This window comes from Vibrio penaeicida (assembly GCF_019977755.1).
GTDB lineage: Bacteria > Pseudomonadota > Gammaproteobacteria > Enterobacterales > Vibrionaceae > Vibrio > Vibrio penaeicida.
In genome coordinates this window covers 598,382-617,891 of the sequence record NZ_AP025145.1, presented here as the reverse complement: position 1 = coordinate 617,891, position 19,510 = coordinate 598,382, and the positions used below count along the sequence as shown (strand labels likewise).

Sequence of the window (19,510 nt, the reverse complement as noted above, 5' to 3'; positions counted from 1 at the left end):
ATTTCTATCGGCGGTAAATTCCACATAAATAGAAATTAGCGACAGCCTGCTGACTTTTATATGTTTTAATTTTTTATTGCTCTATCAGCTTTAAGTTTGGTACAGAATGTAATGGGTTACATAATAAAAATGCAGTAGGTTAGTAAACTCCACCAATAACCCTTTGTATAGAGTGGTTATATTTTATAGTCATTAAATATAACCACATAGAATTAAAGGATATACACTTAGAGTTTGAGCTAAAGAAAACAGGACGGATTAGGTTAATTAAAACAATGGATTAAATAGTCATTTGGTTTTATTTCAAGATGTTCGATATTCCAGTTTGAGCTATTTTCCATATTTTGAAGGTTTGGGTACAGTGAAGAAATAGGTTGTGTGTATTTTCCTTTATTGATACCCATAATTCCTTTCGTTCCACGTGAAAATAAAATGACGTCTTTACTTATAAAATGAAATATCATTTTTTCACCGTACATTTTATTGTGGAATTCCAACAGTGCTTTTAATTTTTCACTTTGCCAACTGTATCCCCAACGGTTGATGTTGGGTTGGTGCGCCATTGCTCTAGCGGGTGGTTCTGCATAAATGAGTGGCACCCCGCCATCTCGCCCCAATAAATAAGCATAGGCTAGCCATTCACTGGCTTCATCCATTACTAAATCGTTGAATACGGCATTGTTGGGAATGTCATGAGTAATGGCGAATGTGACGGCTCTAGGGTTGGATAGAGCCATACCTAAAGCATAAGGGTCGACTAATGATTCCAGTGTTCCTTCCGGTTTCATGGCTTTAAACAAGGTATTGAACAGCGGAAAGTCGTATGCCGCGAGTTCTGTTTTTTCTAAATAAGGTTTAAGAAAGAGTTCGTATTCTTGCTTAGTTGCCCCGCCATCCGTAATGATTTCACCAAAGATATGCATACCTTCCGTAATATCCGGACCCCACACTTTTTCTAGGTGCTGCAAGCTCATATGCTTGGCTGCGTCGATCCGAAACCCACGCACTCCCAATTGCTTTAATGCCTTCAAGTAATGTCTTTGTTGTTCAACCACATGCTCGTTGTCTTTAAGGGTGGGTAAACCTGGGTCTGCTGGACCACTGCTGATTCGACCATTTTGTACTTCCCACTTGTTACGCCAATCAACAATGCCAAACGGCTCGACAAAGTCTTCCTTCTCAAACAATGGTTGCGAAAGGTCGCCGAACAATTTCAGTTCATTATAATATTCAGTGCTCGATTCGTAGGTGTCCAAATCGGATTGTGCAGGAAATTGTAGATCGGATCTTACATCCGATTCGTTGGCCATATGATTAAAAACGACGTCGACATATACCCAAATGTCATGCGCCATAAGTGCTTGCATCATGTGTTTAAAATCGTTGGTGTTACCTAAAGGGTTATCGATGATCCTGTAATCTTGTGGCTGATATCGCTGCCACCAAAATTGACCCTTGCCTTCTTTCAATGATTTTAATGGGGGCGATACCAATACCGAACGATAGCCTAGTCGGCTTATCTTGGTTGCGTGCTCAGCAATTTCGCTGTACTTCCAGTCGAACGCATGCAGTATCACATTTGAACGCCCTTGATTTTGTAACATTCTTTAAATGGCTCCACATTCCCCAGATGGTTCAGTCAATATCTTAATAAGCAAGACGATTCAAATGCAACCATTCCCTCAAAGATTCAGCCCGTTAAGTCTACCCGTATTAAAATGCCTCCCCTTCCCCCCGAGCACTGCTAGGATTAATTTATACCCAGAGAGCTCAAGATGATTGGATATCAACAACATTATTACAACTTAACTATTGACTTACACATGTTCGCTGAATATCTTTGAGTGAACATGTGTAAGCTGAAAAATGGAATGAACAAAAAATGGTCGACACCGAAAAAAAGCCCCCCCTCATCTGGCTTAATATTGGGGTATTTTCTATCAGTATGCTTTTGGCGGTGTTGGTTGCCCCCTGGTACGGATATCAATTTGGGTATGGAGTGGAACACCTGATTTGGCTGGTCGTCACATTCAGTTTTTGCAACCTTTCTATTACTGCTGGTTACCATCGTCTTTGGGCACACAAGGCCTATGAAGCACACCCCATCATTCGGGTTGTTTACGCTTTGGGTGGGGCTTTCGCTCTTCAAAACAGTGCGCTGCATTGGTCGTCTGATCACCGAGTTCACCATAGACACGTTGATGTTAACGACAAAGACCCTTACTCAGCTAAGAAGGGCTTTTGGTTTTCACACATTGGCTGGATGCTAAGGCATTACAACAAGACCACTTATTCCGATTATTCAAACTGCCGAGATCTTCAAAAAGACTCCATCGTCATGTGGCAGCATAAGCACTACCTACTGCTTGCTATCGTTATGAATGTTGGCGTACCAGTACTACTAGGTCTTTTACATGGGGATATTTGGGGAATGTTGCTGGTCACTGGAGCCGTTAGGTTAGTGCTAAACCATCATACGACTTTCTTTATCAATTCATTGGCTCACATTTGGGGTTCCCAGCCTTACACGGACAAGAATACGGCAAGGGACAACGGATTTTTAGCATTTCTAACGTTTGGCGAAGGCTACCACAACTATCACCATATCTTTGAAAATGACTACCGTAATGGCATTCATTGGTGGCAGTACGATCCAACCAAATGGATGATTCGGTTATTTTCCTTGGTTGGCTTGGCCAGCAAACTGACGCGATGCCCTGCCATTAGGATTGAACGTGCTCGGATACAAATGCAGCTCCGTAAAGCAAAGGAAAATATTCAAAACAAACCCCAAGGTGCAACCGTAATCGACTCTCTACAATCTGAATATGATGCTTTGTGGAAACAAATGCAGGAGTATTACGAAGTCAAAAAGCAGCTTATGGAAGCGAAAAAAACCGACCTGACTCGTAAGTATGAGGCGTCGCTGCTCAAGGTTCGCTACCAACAAGTGCGTGCGACACTGAAAACCAAGCAAAAAAGTTGGGACAGATTGGTCGCACAATACGCGTAAGCTTTCAAACGAACTAAAACCAAAAAACTCACCAGCTGGTGAGTTTTTTTCAAGGTAAGGTCATCAATCTAAGCGTGTTTTTCCATCAAGAAGTTGGTTAATGTTCTGCCCCGAAGCTCTATTTCTTGTCGCTGTACAACTTCAAACCCAAAATGTTCATAAAACGGCTTTGCCGTAATACTCACTTCTGAATAAAATCGATTTATGCCTTTCGCTTTGCCGACAGAGAAAATATGGTTCATCAATGCCGCTCCAACGCCTTTCCCTTGGTATAGGTGGTGGCAAAAGAAGTGATCGATTAAGCCGTCTTTTTGTAAATCAGCATAGCCGACAACTTTACCATTCAGTTCTGCAATGTATGGCTCTATGCTGTTCATTCGCTTTTGCCATCGTGCCAGTTCGAAACGTTCAGGTGCCCATGCTTTTACATCATCTTCGCTGTAGTCGCCTAAATTCACTTTGCGTACAGTGTGGAAAAACAACTTCCAAGTCGCTCTAGCATCTTGCTCGGTATAGTGTCGGATCAGAATCATATGTCCTCCTCAAAACTATAATCACGCTCTACTTTTGCAATTCGTGTTTTGTAAGACTGGTACCATTGCTTTCTACCGAGCTTTTGCGCCTCAAGATGTTCAGCATTGGATTTCCATTGTTTGATTGAGTCCAAATCTCGCCAATAAGATACCGTAATGCCCAGTTCTTCCCGTGCGGATTCTGCACCCAAATAACCCGATTGCTGCTCTGCTAGCTCCAGCATTCGGTTCGCTGTATCGCCATAACCTTCATCATGTGGACCTTTTACTGAGCTAAAGATCACCGCGTAATACGGAGGCTCTGGTGTGTTTGAAATTAACGACATCTATATACTCCTTCACAAAGTATCCATTAACTATACCCAGATGCTTGGATATAAACGTACAAAGCTGGATACAAATTTTATTAAGCTCTTACCCTATTTATTGAGTATTGGCTTAGATATTGGGGTTTGTTGGCGTCTAAGGCCTGATAACCCTAGACCCCATCGTTCCTTTCCCCTAACTGTTATACCCAAGTGACCGCAAGATGCTTGGGTATAAGCGATAACATCATCGCTTTTAATAATCTTCTCTTGCTTTAAGTTCAGTGAAATCGCTCATGATCCATTTTTGGTATCCTACTCGCTGCTTTAACGCTTGATACCATTCATTTACTCTTGGAGGTAGCTTGATATCAAGCCCTTGCTCGGTTAATCGATAGAGGATCGCCCCTACACACACGTCGGCAAGAGAAAGTTTAGTGCCAACCAAAACTGGATATTCTCGGTTTGAACTTTCCAAAGGTGAGCGCTGCAGCGTCGATTCAACCAAATTTAGTGCGCCCACGCATGTGCTTAAATCTCTATCTATTTGGCGTATATCCCGTTTGCTTTCAGGCATGCGGTAGAAACCCCAAAACGTTCCCATAAACGCGGGTTGAAAAATCACTTGAGACCAATCCATCCATCTTTCATATTCAGAACGTTGATAAGGCGTTTGCAGTTCACCGTATTCGCTCGCTAGATACCGCAATATAGAGTGCGACTCCCAAATTACTTTATCACCATCCACTAATACGGGGACTTTCTTCATCGGATTCAACTTAGAAAACTCAGGGTCATCCAAACCACCAAATCGCCCGCCTAGCTCAACCAATGAAAAATCGAGACTAAGCTCTTCCAAAAACCAAAGTACTTTCTGTACATTAAAAGAGGTTTTACGTCCGTATAACTTAATCATGGTGACCACTTAAATATTTTGAGCAATACGCCACAGGACGCCACTTGGATCTGTCACAGTGAAATCTAGCATTCCCCAAGGTTGTTCAATTAAAGGAGAAACATTTACGTCATATTTTTCTTTAATTTGACCTTCAGTCACTGCGTGGTGCCATGCTTTAGCATCCTCTACTTGGAGGTGCATCATCAACTCGCTGGTGTGCTTTGCTTCTGCGAGGTCCTGAAGTAGAAAATTGGTATGCCCAAGCGAAAAGAACGCAAGATCACCCATGTCGTTTTTTAACTCAAACCCTAAGTCGATATAAAAGGCTTTACACAATTCATAATTTACTGCAGGGATAAAAACCTTAATATCTACAGTGTTAAGATTATGTGTCATTATTTTTTAATCCTAACCAAAGCAAATTCAACGGCGTGTTGCGCATGTAAGTGTGTCGTGTCGTAAAGAGGAGTAACGGTATCGGAAGGCTTAATCAGTAATGCTATTTCAGTGCAACCTAAAATTATGGCTTGTGCACCCTGCTCTGCTAACGAACCAATGACATCTAGATACGTCGCTTTGGACGAATCTAAAATCTGCCCATGGCACAATTCTTCATAAATGATCCGGTGTACTTCCGCTTGCTGTTTTTCGTTAGGCACAACAACGGAAATACCAAAATTCGTTTCTATACGTTCACGATAAAAAGCTTGTTCCATTGTGAAACGTGTTCCAAGAAGCCCTACCTTTGTAACTCCATTTGAAACCAGAGCATTTCCCGTTGGGTCAGCAATATGAAGAAGAGGTATGGAAACAGAAGATTGAACTTCTGGTGCTACTTTGTGCATTGTGTTTGTGCAAATCAGAATGCAGTCAGCCCCAGCAGCTTGTAGAGATTTCGCTGCATTAGAAAGGATAGCTGCCATTTTAGTCCATTCACCTGCACGCTGAAGTGCTTCAATTTCAGCAAAATCAACACTGTACAAGCAAATTTTAGCAGAATGAAACCCGCCTAATCGCTGGTTGGTCAGTGTATTTAGAGCTTGGTAGTAACTGGTTGTCGATTCCCAGCTCATGCCGCCAATCATCCCTATTACTTTCATTACACCAACCTCATATTTAAATTTCCTTTACAAATTAACAAAGACCCAACAAAACTTCGATATAAATATGCATCTTATTGATAAATTTTTAAGTTACTGCGAATACTTCTACATACAAACTATATACGTCTTTTCGAGGTAGCTGACCTTTCGAGGTGATTCAGACAAGAAACAGAAAGCTTTCATGGCTAACTTGAAGTGTGTTTGTAGTGGCATAGGTAAAGCAAAAAAGAAGATAACTAACAGGGCAGAATACAACAAAGCTCTCCGTAAACGTGGTTCAGTTACGTTTTGGATAGATGATAATTTTCAGGATTTCAAGCCAGCATCTTCAAGTTGATTGGGTATAGAAACTTTTAAACAACAAATACATGAAGACACCTTAAATTGCCCTCCTGACACAATCTGTCATTCGCGCTCTTTAAGCTAAAGGCTACACACGTCAGTTTAGCGACAGGAGCTCGAATATGCGCATGGAAAAAATCGAACAATTTGCAGTTCACGGATTAACTATCCGTACAAACAATCATGATGAAATGAAAACATCCGGCTTAAAAATTGGAGCTCTTTGGCAAGATTTCTACGTTAATATTGCCCCAAACCTTCAAACTGAATCTGAAGTCTTTGGAATCTATCACCAGTACGAGTCGGATCATCTTGGTGAATTTGATGTAACGGCGGGAGCCACTCATTTACAGGTTCAAAATAAGCTAAGTGATCAAAGCACGCTAGAAGTATCTCTAGTCGAATCTGGCGAGTACTTAGTTTTTAGTAACAGGGGAAGCATGCCGAGTATGGTCGTGGAGCTTTGGCAGCAAATTTGGGCATTCTTTTCTGCCGAAGGTTGTGAGTATGAACGAGCGTACTGTACGGATTTTGAAAAATACAAAAGCGAGGATGAAGTTGAAATTTACATTGGCGTTACCCCAACAACATAAGCCCCCATTCTTTATACTCTGATTTTCTAACACTGCACCAACCTCTGTGTTTTCCTTAAAAATATGACGTTGGTGCATGCCCGCTATCTCCCTAAGTCAAGGCGCGGTATGACAATTATGCTATGTTATACTCAAACCACCTCAAGGAGCAGGATTTCGGAACGCTATCCTCTGCTCAATCAATTGGAATTTTTTATGGCATGGATTGTCACCAAGTTTTTCATCACCGCGACCATTATTGTTTTAGTCTCTGAGCTCGCAAAGCGTAGCGATAAACTTGGTGCGCTTTTGGCGTCTCTTCCCTTAGTGACAGTATTAGCATTGATTTGGCTTCATTTTGAAGGGCAACCGAAAGAGAAGCTCGCCAATCATGCGTTTTACACATTTTGGTATGTTGTGGCCACACTGCCGATGTTTCTCGCCTTCCCTATGCTCATGCAGCGATTTCACTTTTTTGTATCACTTGGAATCGGCATTGTCATCACCATGGTATCGTTTGGCATTATTGTCTGGATAGCACGCACTTTCGGTGTAGATTTACTTTAGATTTCGTTCCTGCAAGCAAAGTAAATTGGAGTATCCATGTTAAAAGGAGAGTCTGTGCAATACGTTAAATTACTCATTTTCTCCTTGGCTGTCGGGATTATATTTCAGCAACTCGCCATTCCACACGGATTGCTTTTAGGGACTTTATTAGGCGCTGCCATCTCCGTTCGATTTATACCTAACGCAAAGACAAGTAAAAAGGACAGTGTGTTCCTTCAGTTGGTGCTAGGGTTTTCGGCAGGATTTCAACTGGTCGAGTATTCACTAACGCAATTTTTAAACCTACTCCCTAGCCTTTTGGTTCTTTTGGCTTGTCTAATCGTTCAAGTCGGGGTGGGCTTTTGGTGGCTCCGTAAACACGAAAAGTGGTCAAAATTGGACAGTATACTTGCTGCATATCCGGGGGCAATGGCAGCTGTATTGGATGTGATAGACAAAAACAACGCGTCAGCCAGCGTCATATTTGTCCATTTATTTAGACTGGTATTGCTGACTGTCTTTGCTAGCTTCTTTATTCCAGATGGATATGATTCTTTAGAAGAGGAACAACTGCACTATTCTTTTGAATCTATTAGCACATTTATACTTCTTGCGGTTATTTCGATGATTTCCGGTCGTTGGCTTGAAAAATGGAACGTACCTGCACCTTATCTATTAACATCAATGCTTTCTTGCCTTATTTTCTCGCCAGTTCTTCCAATCGAAAGACTCACGGTACCGAATTGGCTTATGGACGCCGCGATTGTTGTTCTTGGTCTTTTAATAGGATCACGTTTTGGCGGGATAACTGGAAGTGATGCATTAAAATACACGAGAGCGGGATGTATCTGCTTTGTACTCGTCCTTGCAATCACCGCCCTCTTTACGGTTTTATCGGTGTCAATATTTGATGTTCCAATAACATCCGTTGCGCTCGCCTATGCACCGGGAGCACTGGAAAGCGTTGTCGTTGTTGCGCTAGCTAATGGCTTTGACGTGATGTTTATAATACTGCACCACGTCATACGCTTGAGTGTGCTTCAACTGGCTCCTGCTGTTTACGTTTTACTCAAAAAGCTCAATTCATAACCGCCAAATACAAAACGAGAAATGGGGCAACTAGCCCAAGAAACGCAGCAAGTCCTAAATAGTAAAAATACGCAAAATTCATAATAACCATCCTTTAAAACGACAGGTTTCTTTCGTATCGCCCAACAATAAAGGCGACATAACCCACTTTGAATACACCGGCAAACACAATAGTTCCGATATGAGCAATTGCCTGCTGAATAATGCTGAATCGGTCCGCTAAGGGAAAACTGATTAGCAACGTAGTAGTCATCACCAACAAAGAAACGACCATGACCGTACCACCAATTTCGCTGACTCTCTTAAAATCCATACCTGATTACCTCATAACATGCATTTTAAATACATGTTATGAGGTAATCTTAAATTAGTCAATAGTGAGCAAGATGCATTATCACCAAAAAGGCATTAAAAAGCCCTCAAACACAAGGTGTCTAAGGGCTTTCAAAAATATTGGTCAGCTTACTTTTGCTGACGTTGCTGCTCTTTGCGTGAGATTTTTTCTTGTCGACGCTGAGCTATCACTTTGTCGGCTTCACCACCTACGTGAGTTTCTCCACGCTCAATGGCAAGTTGAACTTGTTTTTCACGCTCGCGAAAACGGGCTTTTTGCTCTTCTGAATGTTTGTCGATACATTTAGGGCAGCTTACCCCTTTTTCGAACGCATCAGATGCCATATCTTGCTCTGTGATAGGTAAACGACATGCGTTACACATCTCATAGCCGCTTTTTTCAAGCTGATGATTTACCGCAACTCGCCCATCAAAAACATAGCAGTCGCCTTCCCACATACTTTCTTCTTCAGGTACTTCTTCAAGGTATTTTAGAATGCCACCTTCTAGGTGATAAACCTCATCAAAGCCTTGCTCTTTCATATAAGCGGTCGACTTTTCACATCGAATACCACCGGTACAAAACATAGCCACTTTCTTGTGTTTCTCTGGGTCCATGTTTTGAGCAACATACTCAGGGAATTCACGGAAAGTATCTGTTTTAGGGTTCACAGCGTTTTGGAATGTGCCGATTTCAATTTCATAATCGTTGCGGGTATCAACAACAAAAACTTCAGGATCAGCAATAAGATCGTTCCAGTCTTGAGGCTTAACATAGGTGCCAACAACATGACGAGGATCGATACCTTCAACACCAAGTGTCACAATCTCTTTTTTGAGTTTTACTTTTGTGCGATTGAAAGGCTGGACTGCATCGAAAGATTCTTTGTAGACAATCTCAGCTAAACGAGGGTCTTGTTTAAACCATGCAAGGAGTGCATCGATGCCTTCTCTCTTAGAAGCAACTGTGCCGTTGATGCCTTCTTCTGCCAGCAATAACGTTCCGCGAACTTCGTGCTTTTCCATCAAAGCTTTTAAAGGGTCTCGGAGTTCTACATAATTTTCTAGACGCACAAATTTATACAGAGCGCATACTACGTACTCAGACATTTTTTTTCCTTCTAGCGAGCTGGATCGTAAATCCAGAGCTGTTGATTACTGTATGATTCAAAATCGCATTACCTCTTTTAGCGTAGTGACAATCCAAAGAGAGCGATTCGAGACGCAGGAGTATAGCTGAGAGCGCTTTTCACAAACACGGACAAGTTATATGGATATTTTTATAAATAATATTTGTTCGCTCAATAACTCGAAAATCAGTGGCGCGAAATGGAATAATATAGAAGTTCATTAAAGTCATAGAAATGCGCGTCAGGCTCTGGTTGCATCCCGAGCTTTTCTATTACTTTTATAGAGGGATAGTTTTCGTTAACAGCAACACCATAAATCTTGCTCAACTTACTGGTTTGAAAGGTAAAATCTAAACATGCACGCGCCGCTTCTTGAGCCACACCGTGGCCTTGAGCTTCTGGAACAATGGCATACCGAACCTCAAATACGTTAGGTTCAGGAGATTCTTCCACTCCAACATAACCTAACTTCTTGCTGCGATCCGATTTTTGACAAACGGTAAAAGTGCCAAAGCCATGTTTTAGCCAATGTGCTTCGCGATTTTTTATGTTCGTTTGAATTTGGTTATCTGTGTAAGGTTTACCAGATGGTAAATAGCGCGTCACTATGGCACTGGAAAGCAGTTCTTTATAGATATCCAAATCACTGTGTGATGTTGGCACAAGGATAAGGTGTTCCGTTTCTACCATAAGATTTCCTTTAGATAAGCATGAGTGCGAAGTGGTGAGAGGCAACATTACATCGTTGCAATTAAAACTATAGCAAAGCTCAGTCATTACACGCTTCGATCTTCAACTGGCTATCGAGAAAACTCTTTGAATTTTCTCTCGAAATATACTTGATGGTGAACAAGAGGTTGGTTTTCAAAGAGAAAGAGAGTAGATATTGCGATCAAAAAAACATTTTTGAATAACCTAAACGTTCCTTTGGCTATCTTTTCTACTGTCGACTTTTCAATGATCCCCGCCTTAACCAAAGCAAAAAGCACCACCCATTTCAGTAATGAAAATAACGTAATCATACGTCTGAATCACCTCAGTTGTTAACAATGGCTCTTCCTTGATTACTTACCAGTTTTCAATTGCGAAGCTTCATTTTACGAAAAAATTACAGGATCGCATTCCATTTATGCTGTGAGCGGGGGGATTATACATAAGTTTTATGAGAAATCACGCATATATTCGAGCTAAATGAAAGGTTAATATCGCTCCGGAAAAAGAGCGTTGATGAAAGAAAATATTCAGAGTTCCACATATTGATTAACCTACTAATATACAAAGAAAAAGGACGCCAAGGCGCCCTGTTTCCACAGATGTTCTGACAAATCAACTCACTTTAAATCGGCCAACAACATCTCCTAGACTGTTAGACGTCCCACTCAACTCTTCATTGATGGTAAGTGTATCGGATGCGTTGTCATTTAGTTGATGAACAATATCCTGTATCGCGACCATGTTCTTGCTAACCTCGTCCGTAACTTGGCTTTGTTCTTTCGCTGCCGTTGCTACGAGTGCATTAATTTCATTAATTTCCACAACGGAATCCGTAACAAGATTCAAGGATTCCATTACTTCATTAGTACTTTGCGCAGTTTCTTCACAACTTGAACGGGTCGATTCCATAGCGGTAACAACATTATCAGTCGCACTTCGAAGCTTGCCTAACATTTCATTAATTTGCGATGTGCTCTCTTGTGTTCTGGCCGCTAGTGCACGGACTTCATCCGCTACAACAGCAAAGCCACGACCCTGCTCGCCCGCTCGTGCTGCCTCAATAGCGGCATTAAGCGCTAATAAATTCGTTTGCTCAGCTATGTCTCCAATCACCTGAAGAACTGAATTAATTTGGTCTGTATCATGGCTCATTGTACTAATGGACGTCGACATTGAGCCGACTTCATTGATTAACGCAGATACATTTTCTACGGCTTGCTGTACCGTTTTCTTCGATGTATTGGCATTCATATTGGTGATATCGGTAAGTTCTGCGGCTTTTACTGCACTGTCTGTAATTGCATCTGCCGTCGCGCTCATTTCACTTATTGCACTGATCGCTTGCTCAGTTTCTTGCGTGTGTCCGTCAAGCGTACTCAAGTTCGATTGAGATTGATGGCTGAGTTTTTCAATCGCTTTATCTATGTTTTTTGTGGACGTGGAAACGTCGATAAAGTTCTCTTGTAACTTTTCAATAAACATATTGATTGAAGAAGATATGTTGCCAATTTCATCTTTAGACTTCACCGTAAGGCGTTGAGTTAAATCTCCGGTCCCGTTAGATAATTCTGCCACCATATTCTTCAATGACAGTAATGGTCTAAATGCTTGGTGAAGCATTAAGGTACTAAATGCGATAACAATGAGACCAATTAGCACCAGAACTATAGTTATCTCATTATTAAGAGTAGCAGTATTATCCCTTATGCTTTGAAGGTCGACATAGCTGTTCAGAGACCAATTTATCCCATCCATTTCAATGGTCGAGCTTAAGGTTTTCAAGTCACCGTTAATCTTGTCTGAATATATTGTCTGATTTGAGGATGAAATTAGTTCAATATAACTTCCATTCACAGAATATTTTTTAATAATTTCAGAAAATATCGCTAAATCGACAGTATAAAAGTCAGCTGAACCTCCATCTCTATTTACAGAAATAGTTGAGTATAATTTTCCATCTATCAATTCAGCTTTGCTCACATCCACAATACGCGATTCCATTGCGCGAGCTAAGTTAATGTACTTGTCTCTCTCTTCGCCTTCTAACCGCCCCGTGTCACCAACAGCTATAACACCAGAAACCACTTTTACTACCTTAACAAACATGGTGGACTCTTTTACTTCTTCAGGCGTGTCTATCATCATATTGGAACTGACAGCTAACGAAACGACATTCTTCATTTCATCGGCAATACGCTCATTGAGCAACTTTGTATTATGCTCAATTTTTTGGACATCCGACTTATAAATATACTCGCTGATATAGTAATTAACACTAAAATAAGAAGTAACAATAGTGATTAATACTGAAAGAGAAATCAGAATTATCACTTTTAATTTAAAGCTTAGCCTGCCCATAATATATAGTCCCTAATATATTCACCCAAAAATGAAACCAAGGAGTAATATAAACCGGTTTCATATATACAAAAATATTAATAATTTTGGTTACATTAACACAAAGAAAGACAATAAATGTGCTATCGCTCACAGCTCAATAAATATTCAAACGAATTACATATTAACTGTCTTTTAAATTTTATTATAAAGAGCACTTTCTTTACTGATTCTAGTGAAAGCAAGACATATATAATGGAATACTTTTCTAATAGACTTTTTTTATTCAAATCATAAAGGGTCACAATTTTGATCAAGTTCTTTATTGAATCGCTCACATTTATGTGAGCATATACGAATTTAATTAAGGCTTAATTTTTTTTAAAAAAAATGAAGCTAAAAGACGAGCCTTCCAGCAAACAATTTGAGCCTTCAATGAAAACCTTGATTTTTCCCTGTTTGCTATAATTTTAAGATTCCATCTAACCTTGTTTACGACCACACTCTCACACGCTAGATAAAAATATTTTTAATGGATGAAAGATTTTTTTCGTTATCCGGATCTATTAAATCAATACACTTTATGAGGAAACATCAATGGCAAATCCGATCAAGATCACATTATACCGCTGGGGTGGTAGTTGGGGTCCATTCAAGGTGAACATTCCTTGTGGAGAATGCACACTAACTAAAGATATTCTTCAGGACACCTTTGAAAACGAATTGGATGGCATTCCCATTGATTTAGAAATAAAAGATTGGTTATCGCATTGGTGGGAGCCGCTAAAATACGGCGCTTTTCACGCGCCTATTCTGGTAGTTGAAGGTAAAGTCGTTAGCCAAGGTGAAGCATTAAACCGAGGGGTGTTAGTACAGTCGGTTATTCAACAGTGGGCTAAACGTAGCAAACTCGTGGGAAACATTGTGTACGGGAAAGCAACCTGCCCATACTGTGTTAAAGCAAAGCGCTTGTTAGATGAATTAGGTATAAACTATGAGTACCACGATGTCGTCAAAGACAGTTCTACTCTTTATCGGATGATTCCAGAAGTGAAAGCCATCATTGGCGAAAAAACGCCAGTCACCGTGCCTCAAATTTGGCTAGACGGCAATTATGTGGGGGGGTTTGATAAACTTGAAGAGCATATTGGAACAAATGGATTGCGCCCAGTTCCGGACAATGTGGTAGAGATGGAATCGAAAAACGCAAGTTAACTCATTTATACCCAAGTAGCTTGGATGTAAAAAGAAAAAGCCCAATTTTATGATTGGGCATTTGATTCGTTCCTTCGATCATCATAACTTCCCTTACTCTGTTTTTTTAACCTTCGAAGCCAGTCGGCGAAATAAAGAAGGTCTTTCGATTTTTGAAGATGGCTGCCCATAGAGCTTCTCTTCCACCATCTTCTTAGCCATTTGGTTGGCAACGTATACCGATCCTAAATCTAATCCCATTTTGAGCACTCCTATAACGTGAACTGAGTCACAGTTTACTCTTAACCAGATTAGAAGCAATACATAGATCACATTTTCATTGCAACAAAAGTAAATCGATGATCATAAAGGACGAATATACCTAGCCTCGCTTAGGTTGCTGATAAGTCTTCCCTGCTGCTTGATATGTATCTCGCTCTTTAATTTCAAACATACTAAAGAAGAACCAAGCGACAAATTTTATTATGTCATCTCCTTCATTCATCACGTGCTCTACAAACTCTTGTTCTTCGCCTTGCTCATTTTCTTGAAGTGTAACGTGATAAATTCGAGATTCACCTTCCACTTCTGCTAGCGCAAACTGACCAGAGAGAGATTCAGCAGCATCTGCAACTTCTTTTTCTTCAGAGATTTTCAACAATTCCAGCGCTTTTGGAAGCGATTCTTGCGTGCATAGGGATTTTACTAGGGCTTCAAACTCTTGTTGTTGCATTCTTCTTTTACCTTGTATGGGAAAGGGCGTATTTTATACCCATGTGGCGATTCGAGGAATCATTAAGTGCAGAATTACGATTTGTTTGAAGAAGAAACAGGAAAATGGCTAACCTTCCAAAATAGCTTAATTTACTGGGACGCAAACTTTCTTACTGAGTCATATGCCAATAGTTTATTTCAAAAGCTCACCGATACTCTTCCTTGGCAACAAGAATCTATCAATATGTTTGGAAGAAAAGTACTGCAACCTCGCCTGCAAGCATGGCATGGCAACGCTTCCTATACTTATTCAGGGTTAACGATGCATCCGCACCCTTGGACAGAGGAACTTCGAGCTTTAGAGAAAAGATGTGCGGAAATATCCGGTCAACGCTTCAATTCCGTTCTCGCAAACATGTACCGCGACGGTAATGACTCTATGGGGTGGCATCAAGATAGTGAACCGGAACTCGGACCTCACCCCATTATTGCATCTCTATCGCTTGGCGAACCTAGGCGCTTCGTCCTAAAACATAAAGATTCTAATGAAAAACAAGAATTTATACTTGGGCACGGCGCCCTGCTTATTATGGCAGGAGAAACACAGCAATACTGGTATCACGCCATTCCAAAAACGAAAAAAGCTGTAAACACTCGAATTAACCTTACATTTAGACATGTTATTGAAAAATAAGTCTTTTTATCTAACCAATGTAAACACTCATTATGAAAAAAGTACGGAACTCGGTGATACTGCGTCAAGAATTCACAATAATTTAACTGAGCCACTTATTAAATAAATTAGCATATGCAAATATAGGTTTATTATCTCCAATCGGTGTTGCAATTTTCATGTTGGTTAGACTTACTCGCATACAGGCTTTGCTTGTTATTTTTACAACTTGTTTAGGAAGTCTAGGCTCTTGGTTTGCCTATAGCATCGCCGCGACTGTAGAAAAGCAAAATGTTGAAACAAGCCTTTATGAAATCGCCTATACACAAGCATTAAAAGCGCAGTATTTACTTGATGACGTATCGGGTTTACTAGAGTCGTATGGTGCGTTGTTTTCTGCTTCAGAACAGGTTTCTCGTGATGAGTTTGCAAGTTTTTCTGATGTGATGCTCCGCTCGCAGTACAACATACTCGCCATACAGTGGGCGCCAAAGATCCACCAAACTGAACGTACATTGGTCGAGTATCACTTAAAACAAGAAGGCTATGCCCCGACGGGTTTTTTCACTACTAATTCAGAGGCATCAAAAACACTTTCGGTTCCTAAAAACCCCGTTTATTTTCCTATTATGTTTACGGAACCTCTACAACCGAACAAAGATGCCATTGGTTTAGAATTAACTCAAAGACCATTCAATCAACAGGCAATTAGAAAATCCGCTCTTGATAAGCGAGTTCACGCCACCAGCCCATTTTCTACCGTGCAAGACCCTGATGGACCACTCGCAACGGCGATTTATTTTCCTGTATTTGATGATCACGAAAGGCATAACGCCATTAACGAGAAGTACTTTCCGCCAGATGACCTTAAAGGCTATGTGATCATGCTTCTTAAGCCAGAAAGATTACTACTGAGTAATTTGGCGAACCGAGAGCATATTCACTTTATTCTTAGCGATGTTACGAGAGAAAATCATCTCCGTATCTTCCCTCAGTATCTAGCAGACCCTGACGGACACCTTTCGTATAGTTTCCCACTCACTTTGCCGGGAAGAACTTGGCAACTTGATATTCATTTTACCCAAACGATGCCAATTCTTTGGATCCCTTACTTGGTTCTCTTTGCGTTTTCCGCTCTCACTTTTGTTATTCTCAGTGCCATGGTTTATAGCTTCTATAAAACATCCGTTATTTCCGATACCAACGAGCAACTCCGACGACAAAAAGAAGTGCTCCAAGATTTAGCCATGAAAGATCCTTTAACAGGCTTAGTCAATCGCCTAAGTCTGCAACAGCAAGTCGCAAGCTTAAACCTATCGGATGATCAGCTCACCGCACTCTGCCTTCTTGACCTTGACAACTTCAAACACATCAATGACCAATTTGGGCATCAGCAAGGGGACAAATTCCTCAAGCAAATAGCTGGCGTCATCAGCGAGCACTTTGATGGTATCGGCATAACATCCCGCCTTGGTGGGGATGAGTTTGTGTTTATGTTGACTGAGTTAGATTCAATGAGTCAGGTTGGTGGAATTCTGCAGGATTTACTGATTAAAATTGAACATGCGTGTTCATGTGGCGAGCACAGATGCGAAGAGCATCCCGTTTCAGCAAGCATTGGGGTGGTTATGACTAAGGGAAAAATTAACGAATTTGAGCAGACACTTAACCAAGCAGATAACGCAATGTACATGGCGAAACGCAATGGTAAAAATCAATTCTACATATGCTCAGAACTGTAATTGGCGCCTTATTTCCGTATCAAATATCTGCTCGTACTGAAGCCAATATCGTTATACCCAAAAAAGAAAACCCCAACACAAATGTGTTGGGGTAAATCATTTTTCTGGCAGCGTTCCAGCTACTTAACGCATCCTACGTTGATAATCCATAAATGTTGCAACTTCCTGCTGCCTGTCCTTTACGCGCCTTCCGAAGCGGTGTCCTTACGAATCCCTCCTTTCCTCAGTCCTAGTAGAGGAAAAACCTAATCCTTAGGTGTTATCCAATCCGTCCATGCGCGTCCTTTACACTATTCCTTTGCGCTTCAATCCTTCGAAGCATTGTCCTTGTTAAGCAGTGCCTTTGCTTATAAATCCTTACCACCCTTTCCTTAGGGTAGCGTCGTATCCTGTCGACATGGATAATATTAGTTCTAGATAACGGCTTTTTGACTATATTTTTTAAAAAACCTTTTGATAACCATAAAATAACAACCAATTTTTTGTATCACATTCAATAAGATAAGGCATGACTAATATAATAACGTATCGAAAAGTATCATGATTTCCTACAGTATTTGTGAGAGATTTCTTACATCAAGTTTCCGATTTTTATTATCATGCCCGTTACGTCATATTGCGTTGGCTCACAAAAATAATCATGTTGTCTGTTTTTAATGATATTCCTCAGCTAGTAGGCTTGCTTGCGTTTCTTTTTGGCTCTGCGGCTTTTGCTCATAAATGCAGCTATCGGATGCGTATTCACCTTTCTTTATTCCAAATATTACTCGTTCTACATTTTGTTTTGATGGGGGCAATAACGGCTGCAACCATATGTGCAGTAAGTGTATTAAGGATCTATTTCTCTACTAAAACGCAATCTTCCTACCTAATGTGGTTTTTTATCACATTAATATGGGTTTTAGGGTTGCCTAACGCATCTGAACCCCATCAATTCCTTACTTTATTCAGCACATCGGTCGCAACATGGGGTATGTACAAATTAGAAGGGCTTGCCATGCGCGCAACCGTTCTTCTCAATACACTTTGTTGGTTACTGCATAACATTGTGCTGGGCTCTATTGGGGGCGTACTAATGGAAAGTACCTTTGCGATCATTAACGCCATCACTATTTTCAGGCTATATCGCAGCCAACATGCGACGTTATGACCTTTGTATAAGTGATTTGATTACCAATTTACTATATGGTCAATAAATCCTCGGTAGACATCATTGCAATATTGCGATGGTCTGTACAACTCTTTGAACTCTCACAAGGAAAGTGAATGAAAGCCGTTTTATGGATGATGGGAACACTCGCCTCGTTTACGTTTATGGCGATCACAGCAAGAGAATTGGGTGATAACTACACGCCTTTTCAATTGGTGTTTACTCGCAGCGTAGTTGGACTGGTGCTTGTCTCTATATTATTGGCTTATTTTGGTCAGTTTCACTTAGTTAAATCCCCGAAAATGCATATACATGTGGGGAGAAACCTTATTAACTTTGTTGGTCAGTATTCTTGGTTTTTAGGGATTTCACTTCTGCCTTTGGCCAATGTATTTGCGCTCGAATTTACTGTGCCATTATGGACACTTCTCATCGCCTGTTGGTTTCTAAACGAAGCATTCACTAAAACAAAAGTAATTTCTTTATTCCTTGGATTCATTGCCGTTCTTGTCATCGTAAAACCTGGTGCCGATATATTCGACCCTGCTTCTTTTGTCGTCATCTTAGCGGCAATCAGTTTTTCAACCGCCTATGTATGTACAAAATATTTGGCAGAAACCGAGCCGCCTTTAGTCATTATTTTCCTAATGTGCTTAATTCAATTACCCATCGGGTTCGCTTTTTCTTATCAAGATTGGCAAGTACCAACAGGTATAGAGTGGTTTTATTTATTCGTGGTAGGGGTATGTGGGTTGACTGCTCACTTTTGTATTGCAAGAGCTATGCTCTACGCAGATGCTGGTGTAGTCGTGTCGCTCGACTTTTTCCGCTTGCCCATTATCGCCGTGGTTGGTATGTGGCTATACAACGAAGCGTTAGATTGGTGGGTACTGCTCGGCGGGATTCTGATGCTCACAGGAAATATCATTAACCTGAACGCTCAGAGAAAAACCTCCCGCCCTTCTGAAGTTACTGAAGGTGGATAACACCTTAAACCGAGTTCCGCTAAAGTATGGCGAAACGTTTGCTTTTGCTAGAGATCAATAAGAGATGCGTTTGCAGATGATCAATTCAGAAACAAGGAATAGAATATCGCCTCATTCTCTCCTTGTTTTGGTTCCA

The 19,510-nt window shown here is 40.8% G+C and carries 21 protein-coding genes; 9 read left to right on the top strand and 12 right to left on the bottom strand.

Going from position 1 to position 19,510, the window contains the following annotated elements:
• Nucleotides 1-263: 263 nt before the first annotated feature.
• Nucleotides 264-1,604, bottom strand: a complete 1,341-nt coding sequence (locus tag LDO37_RS21135; RefSeq protein ID WP_126608981.1) for an alpha-amylase family protein — start codon at nt 1,602-1,604, stop codon at nt 264-266.
• A gap of 278 nt (nt 1,605-1,882) precedes the next feature.
• On the opposite strand from LDO37_RS21135, the gene LDO37_RS21130 reads away from it, so the two are divergent.
• Nucleotides 1,883-3,013, top strand: a complete 1,131-nt coding sequence (locus LDO37_RS21130) for an acyl-CoA desaturase (RefSeq protein ID WP_126608982.1) — start codon at nt 1,883-1,885, stop codon at nt 3,011-3,013.
• A 68-nt stretch (nt 3,014-3,081) separates the two neighbouring features.
• Here the strand turns inward: LDO37_RS21130 and LDO37_RS21125 are convergent, their stop codons facing one another.
• The 5 genes from LDO37_RS21125 to LDO37_RS21105 all read right to left on the bottom strand — a co-directional run bounded on the left by LDO37_RS21125 (nt 3,082) and on the right by LDO37_RS21105 (nt 5,849).
• On the bottom strand, nt 3,082-3,546 hold the full coding sequence (locus LDO37_RS21125) for a GNAT family N-acetyltransferase (protein ID WP_126608983.1): 465 nt from the start codon (nt 3,544-3,546) through the stop codon (nt 3,082-3,084).
• Nucleotides 3,543-3,872 (bottom strand): antibiotic biosynthesis monooxygenase family protein, encoded by a 330-nt coding sequence (locus LDO37_RS21120; protein ID WP_126608984.1) that lies wholly within the window; start codon nt 3,870-3,872, stop codon nt 3,543-3,545. Before LDO37_RS21120 ends, LDO37_RS21125 begins: the two co-directional genes overlap by 4 nt.
• Nucleotides 3,873-4,107: 235 nt before the next feature.
• Nucleotides 4,108-4,767, bottom strand: coding sequence for a glutathione S-transferase family protein (locus tag LDO37_RS21115; protein WP_221768566.1), 660 nt, complete (start codon nt 4,765-4,767; stop codon nt 4,108-4,110).
• A 9-nt stretch (nt 4,768-4,776) separates the two neighbouring features.
• Nucleotides 4,777-5,145 carry a VOC family protein gene (locus tag LDO37_RS21110; RefSeq protein WP_126608985.1) on the bottom strand — a complete coding sequence of 123 codons (369 nt, stop codon included), beginning with the start codon at nt 5,143-5,145 and terminating at the stop codon, nt 4,777-4,779.
• On the bottom strand, nt 5,145-5,849 hold the full coding sequence (locus LDO37_RS21105) for an aspartate/glutamate racemase family protein (protein WP_126608986.1): 705 nt from the start codon (nt 5,847-5,849) through the stop codon (nt 5,145-5,147). Before LDO37_RS21105 ends, LDO37_RS21110 begins: the two co-directional genes overlap by 1 nt.
• A 467-nt stretch (nt 5,850-6,316) precedes the next feature.
• Here LDO37_RS21105 and LDO37_RS21095 point away from each other — a divergent pair, with 467 nt between their 5' ends.
• From LDO37_RS21095 to LDO37_RS21085, 3 genes are all read left to right on the top strand, one after another.
• Nucleotides 6,317-6,787, top strand: coding sequence for a GyrI-like domain-containing protein (locus LDO37_RS21095; RefSeq protein ID WP_126608987.1), 471 nt, complete (start codon nt 6,317-6,319; stop codon nt 6,785-6,787).
• A 195-nt stretch (nt 6,788-6,982) separates the two neighbouring features.
• A complete protein-coding gene (locus LDO37_RS21090) occupies nt 6,983-7,333 on the top strand; it encodes a DUF3147 family protein (RefSeq protein ID WP_101110038.1) in 351 nt (116 codons plus the stop codon).
• Nucleotides 7,334-7,387: 54 nt separating this feature from the next.
• A complete protein-coding gene (locus LDO37_RS21085; protein WP_185829890.1) occupies nt 7,388-8,401 on the top strand; it encodes an AbrB family transcriptional regulator in 1,014 nt (337 codons plus the stop codon).
• Nucleotides 8,402-8,495: 94 nt separating this feature from the next.
• Here LDO37_RS21085 and LDO37_RS21080 read toward each other — a convergent pair whose 3' ends face one another.
• The 4 genes from LDO37_RS21080 to LDO37_RS21065 form a co-directional block, all read right to left on the bottom strand.
• A complete protein-coding gene (locus LDO37_RS21080; protein ID WP_104402440.1) occupies nt 8,496-8,714 on the bottom strand; it encodes a hypothetical protein in 219 nt (72 codons plus the stop codon).
• 149 nt (nt 8,715-8,863) lie between these two features.
• Complete coding sequence (gene trhO / locus LDO37_RS21075) at nt 8,864-9,844, bottom strand: oxygen-dependent tRNA uridine(34) hydroxylase TrhO (protein WP_126608989.1); 981 nt, start codon at nt 9,842-9,844, stop codon at nt 8,864-8,866.
• A gap of 206 nt (nt 9,845-10,050) precedes the next feature.
• Nucleotides 10,051-10,554 carry a GNAT family N-acetyltransferase gene (locus tag LDO37_RS21070; RefSeq protein WP_126606600.1) on the bottom strand — a complete coding sequence of 168 codons (504 nt, stop codon included), beginning with the start codon at nt 10,552-10,554 and terminating at the stop codon, nt 10,051-10,053.
• Between the two features lie 636 nt (nt 10,555-11,190).
• A complete protein-coding gene (locus tag LDO37_RS21065; protein ID WP_126606599.1) occupies nt 11,191-12,936 on the bottom strand; it encodes a methyl-accepting chemotaxis protein in 1,746 nt (581 codons plus the stop codon).
• A 576-nt stretch (nt 12,937-13,512) separates the two neighbouring features.
• On the opposite strand from LDO37_RS21065, the gene LDO37_RS21060 reads away from it, so the two are divergent.
• Nucleotides 13,513-14,130, top strand: a complete 618-nt coding sequence (locus LDO37_RS21060; RefSeq protein WP_126608606.1) for a glutaredoxin domain-containing protein — start codon at nt 13,513-13,515, stop codon at nt 14,128-14,130.
• 93 nt (nt 14,131-14,223) lie between these two features.
• Here the strand turns inward: LDO37_RS21060 and LDO37_RS21055 are convergent, their stop codons facing one another.
• Nucleotides 14,224-14,370, bottom strand: a complete 147-nt coding sequence (locus LDO37_RS21055) for a hypothetical protein (protein ID WP_185829861.1) — start codon at nt 14,368-14,370, stop codon at nt 14,224-14,226.
• Between the two features lie 121 nt (nt 14,371-14,491).
• Complete coding sequence (locus tag LDO37_RS21050; protein ID WP_126608605.1) at nt 14,492-14,842, bottom strand: hypothetical protein; 351 nt, start codon at nt 14,840-14,842, stop codon at nt 14,492-14,494.
• 66 nt (nt 14,843-14,908) lie between these two features.
• On the opposite strand from LDO37_RS21050, the gene LDO37_RS21045 reads away from it, so the two are divergent.
• From LDO37_RS21045 to LDO37_RS21030, 4 genes are all read left to right on the top strand, one after another.
• Nucleotides 14,909-15,517, top strand: a complete 609-nt coding sequence (locus tag LDO37_RS21045; RefSeq protein WP_126608604.1) for an alpha-ketoglutarate-dependent dioxygenase AlkB family protein — start codon at nt 14,909-14,911, stop codon at nt 15,515-15,517.
• Between the two features lie 158 nt (nt 15,518-15,675).
• Complete coding sequence (locus tag LDO37_RS21040) at nt 15,676-17,238, top strand: diguanylate cyclase (RefSeq protein WP_101110047.1); 1,563 nt, start codon at nt 15,676-15,678, stop codon at nt 17,236-17,238.
• A gap of 640 nt (nt 17,239-17,878) precedes the next feature.
• The gene (locus LDO37_RS21035) at nt 17,879-18,388 is read left to right on the top strand and encodes a YgjV family protein (RefSeq protein WP_126607789.1); all 510 of its coding nucleotides are present in this window, start codon (nt 17,879-17,881) and stop codon (nt 18,386-18,388) included.
• 116 nt (nt 18,389-18,504) lie between these two features.
• Complete coding sequence (locus LDO37_RS21030; RefSeq protein WP_126607790.1) at nt 18,505-19,374, top strand: DMT family transporter; 870 nt, start codon at nt 18,505-18,507, stop codon at nt 19,372-19,374.
• Nucleotides 19,375-19,510: the final 136 nt, after the last annotated feature.

Bases quoted from the DNA above. Each gene is read 5' to 3' on its own strand.
- LDO37_RS21040 (WP_101110047.1), top strand. From the start codon at position 15,676: ATGTTGGTTAGACTTACTCGCATACAGGCTTTGCTTGTTATTTTTACA.
- LDO37_RS21135 (WP_126608981.1), bottom strand. From the start codon at position 1,604: ATGTTACAAAATCAAGGGCGTTCAAATGTGATACTGCATGCGTTCGAC.
- LDO37_RS21130 (WP_126608982.1), top strand. From the start codon at position 1,883: ATGGTCGACACCGAAAAAAAGCCCCCCCTCATCTGGCTTAATATTGGG.
- LDO37_RS21070 (WP_126606600.1), bottom strand. From the start codon at position 10,554: ATGGTAGAAACGGAACACCTTATCCTTGTGCCAACATCACACAGTGAT.
- LDO37_RS21050 (WP_126608605.1), bottom strand. From the start codon at position 14,842: ATGCAACAACAAGAGTTTGAAGCCCTAGTAAAATCCCTATGCACGCAA.
- LDO37_RS21065 (WP_126606599.1), bottom strand. From the start codon at position 12,936: ATGGGCAGGCTAAGCTTTAAATTAAAAGTGATAATTCTGATTTCTCTT.
- LDO37_RS21095 (WP_126608987.1), top strand. From the start codon at position 6,317: ATGCGCATGGAAAAAATCGAACAATTTGCAGTTCACGGATTAACTATC.
- LDO37_RS21125 (WP_126608983.1), bottom strand. From the start codon at position 3,546: ATGATTCTGATCCGACACTATACCGAGCAAGATGCTAGAGCGACTTGG.
- LDO37_RS21105 (WP_126608986.1), bottom strand. From the start codon at position 5,849: ATGAAAGTAATAGGGATGATTGGCGGCATGAGCTGGGAATCGACAACC.
- LDO37_RS21060 (WP_126608606.1), top strand. From the start codon at position 13,513: ATGGCAAATCCGATCAAGATCACATTATACCGCTGGGGTGGTAGTTGG.
- LDO37_RS21090 (WP_101110038.1), top strand. From the start codon at position 6,983: ATGGCATGGATTGTCACCAAGTTTTTCATCACCGCGACCATTATTGTT.
- LDO37_RS21080 (WP_104402440.1), bottom strand. From the start codon at position 8,714: ATGGATTTTAAGAGAGTCAGCGAAATTGGTGGTACGGTCATGGTCGTT.
- LDO37_RS21030 (WP_126607790.1), top strand. From the start codon at position 18,505: ATGAAAGCCGTTTTATGGATGATGGGAACACTCGCCTCGTTTACGTTT.
- LDO37_RS21035 (WP_126607789.1), top strand. From the start codon at position 17,879: ATGTTGTCTGTTTTTAATGATATTCCTCAGCTAGTAGGCTTGCTTGCG.
- LDO37_RS21110 (WP_126608985.1), bottom strand. From the start codon at position 5,145: ATGACACATAATCTTAACACTGTAGATATTAAGGTTTTTATCCCTGCA.
- LDO37_RS21055 (WP_185829861.1), bottom strand. From the start codon at position 14,370: ATGGGATTAGATTTAGGATCGGTATACGTTGCCAACCAAATGGCTAAG.
- LDO37_RS21120 (WP_126608984.1), bottom strand. From the start codon at position 3,872: ATGTCGTTAATTTCAAACACACCAGAGCCTCCGTATTACGCGGTGATC.
- trhO (WP_126608989.1), bottom strand. From the start codon at position 9,844: ATGTCTGAGTACGTAGTATGCGCTCTGTATAAATTTGTGCGTCTAGAA.
- LDO37_RS21115 (WP_221768566.1), bottom strand. From the start codon at position 4,767: ATGATTAAGTTATACGGACGTAAAACCTCTTTTAATGTACAGAAAGTA.